The sequence below is a fragment of the Kitasatospora sp. NPDC040550 genome (assembly GCF_055594965.1).
Map to the genome: position 1 here is coordinate 1 of NZ_JBVIWC010000022.1, position 655 is coordinate 655.

Consider the following 655-nt stretch of genomic DNA (forward strand, 5'->3'; position numbering starts at 1 on the left):
CGCCCGGTTACATTCCGAACCCGGAAGCTAAGCCTCACAGCGCCGATGGTACTGCAGGGGGGACCCTGTGGGAGAGTAGGACGCCGCCGAACAATTATTCAAGGCCGCGGCCCCAGCGATTCGCTGGGGCCGCGGCCTTTTTGTGTTTTGCGAACTTGCACGAGGCCGGCAGGCCGGGACTTCCGCCCAGGCGCGGACGCTTCCGACATGCCGGACAATGGAGATGGTGCGCGGCCAGGAGGCCGGCGCCGATACCGCGTGACGACCGGCACTGACGTTGCCCAGTCCGCGGTGGAGATGAAGCAGCAGAAGGAGTCACGAGGATGTCGAACCAGCCCGAGGGCCGTCCCGAGCGTCGATCGGACGACGGCCGAGGCTACGAGCCCCGGTCGCGTGGGGGCTGGTCCAACGACCGTGGCAGCTTCCGTCGTGACGATCGTGACGACCGTCCGCGTCGTGACGACCGTCCGTCGTTCCGTGACCGCGACGACCGTGGTGGCGAGCGCGGCGGTTTCAACCGTGACCGTGGTGACCGTCCGCAGGGTGGCGGTTTCAACCGCGACCGTGGCGACCGTCCCCAGGGTGGTGGCTTCAACCGTGACCGTGGTGACCGTCCGCAGGGTGGCGGTTTCAACCGCGACCGTGGCGACCGTCC

1 protein-coding gene and 1 rRNA gene are annotated in these 655 nt (G+C 68.1%); both read left to right on the forward strand.

Annotation, left to right across the window (positions count from 1 at the left end; genetic code table 11):
- A 5S ribosomal RNA gene (gene rrf / locus ACZ58X_RS28315) occupies positions 1 to 92 on the forward strand; the annotation flags it as partial.
- Between the two features lie 337 nt (positions 93 to 429).
- Positions 430 to 655: hypothetical protein (locus ACZ58X_RS28320; protein ID WP_470336416.1), on the forward strand; the 226-nt coding region annotated here is incomplete at its 3' end.